This window comes from Methanoculleus sp. UBA430 (assembly GCF_002506585.1).
In the GTDB taxonomy this organism is placed as follows: Archaea; Halobacteriota; Methanomicrobia; order Methanomicrobiales; family Methanoculleaceae; genus Methanoculleus.
The window spans coordinates 129,746-136,099 of sequence record NZ_DAXW01000009.1 but is presented as its reverse complement, the minus strand read 5'-3'; the positions used below and the strand labels follow the sequence as shown (position 1 = coordinate 136,099).

General features: G+C 60.7%; 4 protein-coding genes and 1 tRNA gene. 4 read left to right on the top strand and 1 reads right to left on the bottom strand.

The annotated features are described in order from the left end of the window. Positions 1-110 precede the first annotated feature (110 nt). The 4 genes from BRA49_RS06845 to BRA49_RS06830 all read left to right on the top strand — a co-directional run bounded on the left by BRA49_RS06845 (position 111) and on the right by BRA49_RS06830 (position 4,991). Positions 111-183, top strand: a tRNA-Thr gene (locus tag BRA49_RS06845). Positions 184-486: 303 nt separating this feature from the next. Continuing rightward, positions 487-1,041 (top strand): GNAT family N-acetyltransferase, encoded by a 555-nt coding sequence (locus BRA49_RS06840; protein WP_292384641.1) that lies wholly within the window; start codon positions 487-489, stop codon positions 1,039-1,041. Between the two features lie 238 nt (positions 1,042-1,279). Further along, positions 1,280-4,174, top strand: coding sequence for a phosphoribosylformylglycinamidine synthase subunit PurL (locus BRA49_RS06835; RefSeq protein WP_292384640.1), 2,895 nt, complete (start codon positions 1,280-1,282; stop codon positions 4,172-4,174). A gap of 1 nt (position 4,175) precedes the next feature. Continuing rightward, positions 4,176-4,991, top strand: a complete 816-nt coding sequence (locus BRA49_RS06830; protein WP_292384639.1) for a phosphoribosylformylglycinamidine synthase subunit PurQ — start codon at positions 4,176-4,178, stop codon at positions 4,989-4,991. 151 nt (positions 4,992-5,142) lie between these two features. On the opposite strand, the gene BRA49_RS06825 is transcribed toward BRA49_RS06830, so the two are convergent. Then, the gene (locus BRA49_RS06825) at positions 5,143-6,351 is read right to left on the bottom strand and encodes a C45 family autoproteolytic acyltransferase/hydolase (RefSeq protein ID WP_292384638.1); all 1,209 of its coding nucleotides are present in this window, start codon (positions 6,349-6,351) and stop codon (positions 5,143-5,145) included. Positions 6,352-6,354: the final 3 nt, after the last annotated feature.

Genomic DNA, 6,354 nt, shown 5'->3' with positions numbered 1-6,354 from the left:
CGTGAGCACCGTCAGGTGGGAGTTATGGTGATCAGCCAGAAGATGCCGGGGAGGGGTGAGGAGAACCGGCGCCATCTTTTTTAGCGCGGACGATCCACAATATAAGGTATGCCCCAGTGGCTTAGCTGGCAGAGCGGCTGACTTGTAATCAGCAGGTCCCGAGTTCAAATCTCGGCTGGGGCTTAAAAGGCCAACTTATTAGCCTATTTTAAAACTGAGCTTCATATTCTCGATCATTTCATGGGCGAGAGGTATGGAAACATATATTAGTTCTTCAGATGCGTATATCTCATCGTATTACATATGTAACACATATGCACGCCACATGTGCGGGGTGGGTGTAATGGCGAAGGCTATAGAGTTAGGATTGAAATTAAAAGGCGAGGATGCTCGCAGGTTCGAGAGATTCCTTGAGCACAATGACCTGAGTACACGCGGCCAGTTTTTAGTCAGGGAGGCTGCGGTGCGTTCTCAAAAGCGATCTTAATGGCAGAACCAATTCCTGATGAAGAGTTGGAGTATGTCACTCTCCACGAAGGAATTGATGTTAATTCTTTTTCTTGTTGTAGTAATCCCGAAGAAGTTGATTTAGAGGAGTTCCTAAAAGAAGACGCCTTACGGTGTCAGAACAGTTTCTTCTCTGTCACGCAAGTTGTGTTCTGGAGAGAGGCTCTCGTGGGATATTTTACGCTTGTAACCGATTGCATCGAAAAAGAGGAGATGATACGGGGAGATCGAATAAGGGGCTATAAATATCGATATTACCCGGCAATAAAAATTGCAAGGCTGGCAGTTCACGACAATTACCGGCATCGCGGTATTGGAACCAATATGCTCATAGAAATCTTTTCTATAGTGGGCGACATCACTGAACATGTTGGTTGTAGAATTCTAACTGTTGACTTTAAGCCAACCTCTGTAGAATTCTATGAAAAATCAGATTTTCGAAGGGCTTTAGTCAATCCAGAAGATCCGCCAAAGGATACCATTCCTTTTTATTTTGATGTTTTGCATATCATCAGAGCGAGAAAAAGTTTGTAGATGTCCATTATTGACCTCATTTGAAAATACGCCCAAAATGAGTTCGGCACGCCCCGGAGGCACAGGCGTGCTGAAAAAGAGAGGGTATAGTTAAAGCTCCTCAAATCTCACCCGGACCCCCTCCGACCCAACCGCACACCCCCACCCCATCGCAGCTCTTTTCACCCGATCGCACCCATATATATACATGGCCTCTCACGTCCACCGGATAGAGGTACACTATTCCCGCGATCCACGCTTGCAGACGCGTACCGAGAGGTTCCGCTCGCCGGGCGTCCCCCTGCGCGATCTGCATCTCGTCGACGTCTATACCATAGCGACCTCCCAGAGGGACTTCTCCCCTGACGAGCTCTCGCAGATCGGTGCGCAGCTCAGCAACCCCGTTGTCCAGCGATACTCCGTAGACCGGCCGACCGAGGCCGACTTTGACCACGCGATCGAGGTCGGGTTCCTGCCCGGCGTCACCGACAACGCCGGGACGACGGCAAAGCAGACCATCGAGGATTACTTCGGGTTCCGGTTCGGCGAAGGGGAGGCGGTCTTCTCGTCGCAGCTCTACCTCGTCGCCGGCGACCTGACCCCCGACTCCCTCCGGAGGCTCACCGCTGCCCTCGCAAACCCGCTCGTCAACCGCGTCCACGTCAGGAGCCGCGAGGAGTACGGTGAGACGGGGATGGACACGATCACGCCCTTCGTCCGCCTCGACGAACTCCAGGCGGCCGGGACCGTCGACCTCGACCTTCCCGACGCGGACCTCGCACGCATCGGGAAAGAGGGTATCACCGACCCCGAGACGGGTGAGCGGAGGGGGCCGCTCGCACTCGACCTCGCCCAGCTCCACGCGATCAGGGACTACTTCCGGGGGCTCGGCAGGAGGCCGACGGACGTCGAACTCGAGTCACTCGCCCAGACCTGGAGCGAGCACTGCAAGCACACTATCTTTGCATCAGCGATGGACGACGACCTTCCGCGGGGGCTCTACAAGACCTGCATCCAGGCGGCCACCAACACCATCCGCGAGGCGAAAGGTGATAAGGACATCTGTGTCTCGGTCTTCACCGACAACTCCGGGGCAATCGTCTTCGACGACGAGCACCTCGTGACCTGCAAGGTCGAGACCCACAACTCCCCCTCGGCCCTCGACCCCTTCGGCGGCGCCCTCACCGGCATCGTCGGGGTGAACCGCGACACGATCGGGTTCGGCCTCGGGGCAAAACCCTGCATCAACATTTACGGCTACTGCGTCGGCGACCCCGAGACCGAACCGGCCCTCTTCCGCGGGAAGAACCGGGAAAACCCCATCATCCCCCCCAGGAGGATCTTCGAGGGCGTCGTCCGCGGTGTGGATGTAGGAGGCAACTGCTCCGGCATCCCGACGCCACAGGGCTGGTGCTACTTCCACGACCGCTACGTGGGCAAACCCCTCGTCTTTGCGGGCACCGTCGGCGTGATGCCGCGTGCTCGTAACGGGAGACTGCTCCACGAGAAGCAGGCCCTCCCCGGCGACCTCATCGTCATGGTGGGCGGCAGGGTCGGCAAGGACGGCATCCACGGGGCCACCTTCTCCTCGGAGGCGCTCGACCCGGCAAGCCCGGTGACCGCGGTCCAGATCGGCGACCCGATCACCCAGAAGAAGTTCTCCGACGTCATCGTCAAGGAGGCCCGCGACCTCGACCTCTACCGGAGCATCACCGACAACGGGGCCGGAGGGATCTCCTGCTCTGTCGCGGAGATGGCGAGGGAGTCCGGCGGGTGCCATGTCCTCCTCGACCGCGTGCCGCTGAAGTACCCCGGCATGGCGCCGTGGGAGATCTGGATCTCCGAGTCGCAGGAGCGGATGACGCTCGCCGTCCCGGAGGAGAAGGTAGACGCGTTCATGGACCTGATGCGAAAGCGGGAGGTCGAGGCCACGGTCATCGGGAGATTCACCGATACCGGCAGGTGCGTCGTGGAGTACAACGGCGAGACCGTCATGGATATCGACCTCGAGTTCCTCCACGACGGTCTGCCGAAGAAGCACCTCCAGACGTTGCCCGTGACGACGACCTATCCCGAGCCCGAGTTCGCGTGCCCGGACCGGCTCGACGACCTCCTCCTTGCCATGCTCACGAGAAAGAACATCTGCTCGAAAGAGTTCATCTCGACCCGTTACGACCATACCGTCCAGGGAGGGCACGTCCTCGGGCCCGTGCAGGGGAGCGGGCGGGTCCAGGCCTCAGCCACGCTGACGAAGGTTGTGTTGGATTCGATGAAGGGCGTGGGGCTCTCGCAGGGCCTCTTCCCCTCCTACACGGAGCTCGATCCCTACCGCATGGCGATCGCCGCTATCGACACGGCCATCCGGGGCCTGATAGCGATAGGCGTTCCGATGGACACGATCGCTCTCCTCGACAACTTCTGCTGGTGCTCTTCCGATGAGCCAGAGCGGCTCTGGCAGCTCAAGCGGGCCGCGCTCGGCTGCCGTGACGGCGCGGTCGGGTTCGGCACGCCCTACATCTCCGGGAAAGACAGCATGTATAACGACTTCTCGGGGTTCGACGCGGACTCTAACCCCGTCAAGGTCTCCGTACTCCCGACGCTCCTCATCTCCTCGATAGGCATCCACCCCGATGTTGCCACCGCCGTATCGATGGACGCGAAGTTCGATGGCGACCTCGTCTACGTCGTCGGGGAGACCAACGAGGAGCTCGGCGGGTCGGAGTACCTCGCGCACCTCGGCATCGAGGGAGGCACGGTCCCGGCCCTCGATATCGAGACGGCAAAAGCATGCTACGAGAGGATGACCGACGCGATCGAGAAGAAGATCGTCGCCTCTGCCTTCCCGGTCACCCACGGGGGCCTCCTCGTCGCCCTTGCAAAGGTCGCGATTGCGGGAAGGGTCGGCATGGACATCACCATTCCCGGCGGAATGCGCCCGGACTGCTACCTCTTCTCGGAGTCGCTCGGGCGGTTCGTCGTCACGATCGCTCCCTCCGACCGCGAGGCGTTCGAGGAGCTCTTCGGCGGCGACGCAAACCTCCTCGGCCACGTCGACGGCACGGTCTTCCGGGTATCGGCAGGAGGAAAGACCCTCATCGAGCAGCCCATCACGGCGATGGAAGCAGCATACAAGGCACCTTTCGGGAGGTACTGAGATGACTACTACCAAGACCCCGGCAAAAGCCCTCATCATGAGCGGTTACGGCATCAACTCCGAGATGGAGACCAGGGAAGCCCTGATGCGGGCCGGGATGGCATCCGACATCGTCCACATCAACGACCTCATCGCGGGCGAGAAGGCCCTCTCCCACTACCGGCTGATGGTCTTCCCCGGCGGGTTCTCTTACGGCGACGATACGGGTGCCGGCAACGCCTACGCAAACCGCGTCAGAAACAACCTCTGGAGCGACCTCAAAGACTTCCTCGCGGGGGACAACCTCGTCCTCGGGATTTGCAACGGGTTTCAGATCCTCGCGAACCTCGGCCTGATCCCCGCGTTCGAGCAGGTTCGTCCCCGCGAGATCGCCCTGATGCCGAACCGGAAGGGCGTGCTCGAGTGCCGGTTCGTCACCCTGAAGCCTGCGGTGGAGAACCTCTGGACGCGGGGCATCACGCACCTCTACTGCCCGGTCTCCCACGGCGAGGGGAACTTCTCCTGCTCGGAAGAGACCCTGAAACGTATCGAGCGCGAGAAGATGGTCGCGTTCCGCTACTGCCGCGACGACCTCTCTCCAGCGGGAGGGGAGTACCCCTACAACCCGAACGGTTCGCTTGCGGACATCGCCGGGATCACCTCGGCGGACGGCAGGGTCCTCGGCCTGATGCCGCACCCCGAGCGGGCCATGGAGTTCGTGAACCTCTACGACTGGCCGACCCAAAAAGAGCACCTGCGGCGCGAGGGAAAACCCCTGCCCACCGAATCGATGAACATGCAGATCTTCCAAAACATCGTCGCGTACTTCGAAAAGTGAACCGACTCCAATACCTTTTTTCAGGATCCTGGCGCGTCACCTGTGCCTCTCGTCTGCCCTTTCTCCTATACCCGGATCGTCTGTTGCCGCAGCCCGGGATCACGGCAGGCTCCTGCTCCCTGAGAGCAGGGAGAGGAGAGGCCGGGCCCCCTCACACCGAGAAGAGCGGTCCGAGCTCCACCTTCTGCCAGTCCCGGTCCACGACTTTCAGCCAGAGCGTACGGGTCTCCGGGACAAAGATCACCTGGTGATCTGAGGAGTACGGCATACCCTCGAGCATACTGTGCCGGAATGTCGCGCCCCCGTCCTCCAGCAGCACGTCGCGGATCGCGACCATCCGTTCCCCGTCGATCGAACCCCGGTTCTCCTCGGCGAGGCGCAGAAGATTGTCATACCGCGAGGTCGAATGATCCGCCGGGGGCACCGCAAGCCGCCAGGACGGGTCCACGAAGTGGTTCGCGGCCGCGATCACGCCCTGACCCTCGCGGCGCTTGATGTCATACACGGTCTCCTCGTAGGAGTAGGCCCGGTCCGGTCCTGCCGCGTTCACGATCCAGGCGCAGTCCGCACGGGTGGTCATGATCCCGGCGTCGAGCCCTTCCATATCGGAGTAGTCGAGCATCAGCCGGAAGAACTCCCCGATCAGGTCGGGCCTGCCGGCGATCTCAAGGCTACTGCCCGAGTCCACGGCGTTGTCGTCGGCGATGAAGAGGCCGGCGCTGTTCATCAGGGTCTCGGAACGTGCCCCTGCCGGGCCGAAGGTCGCCACGCCGTTGCTCCCGTCGGTCGGGTTGTAGACCGCGAGGGTGTAGTATGGGTAAAAGACCGAGAATACGTCGGGCAGGTCGTAGTTCCGGGAGAGGACCACCGAGCCGTCAGGGGTGTAGTTGCCCCATACCGCCATGAACGAACACCCTGCCTTCGCCCCATAAGTTACGAGGTAGACGATCGGGCCTTCGTAGAGGATATCGACCTCCTCTACGGAAAGACCGGACGTCTCCGCGATTCCCGCCCGGATCTCCTTCATGCGTTTTGCCTGGAGCGCCGTTGCCGTTGTAGCGAACTCGCCGATCTCCGCCTCGGTGTATCCGTTGGCCGTGAAGTGGGAGCGGAGCATCGCGTACTCTTCCTGGAGTTCGTCCTTCATCAGGGCGCCATACTGCCGTCCCATCTCCCGGTAGGTGCCGGAGAGGACGACGATATGGTACGATCCTGCCTCGTAGCGCGTGCCGTTGCCGAACGCGGCAACCTGCTTTGACCCGGCGTCGGTGCCGGCAGTCCACCCGCTCTCCGAAGTGAGGACGACCGCCGCCGCCGGGACCACGAGCAGCAGTGCGATGAGGAGGTATAATCGTCTCATGAG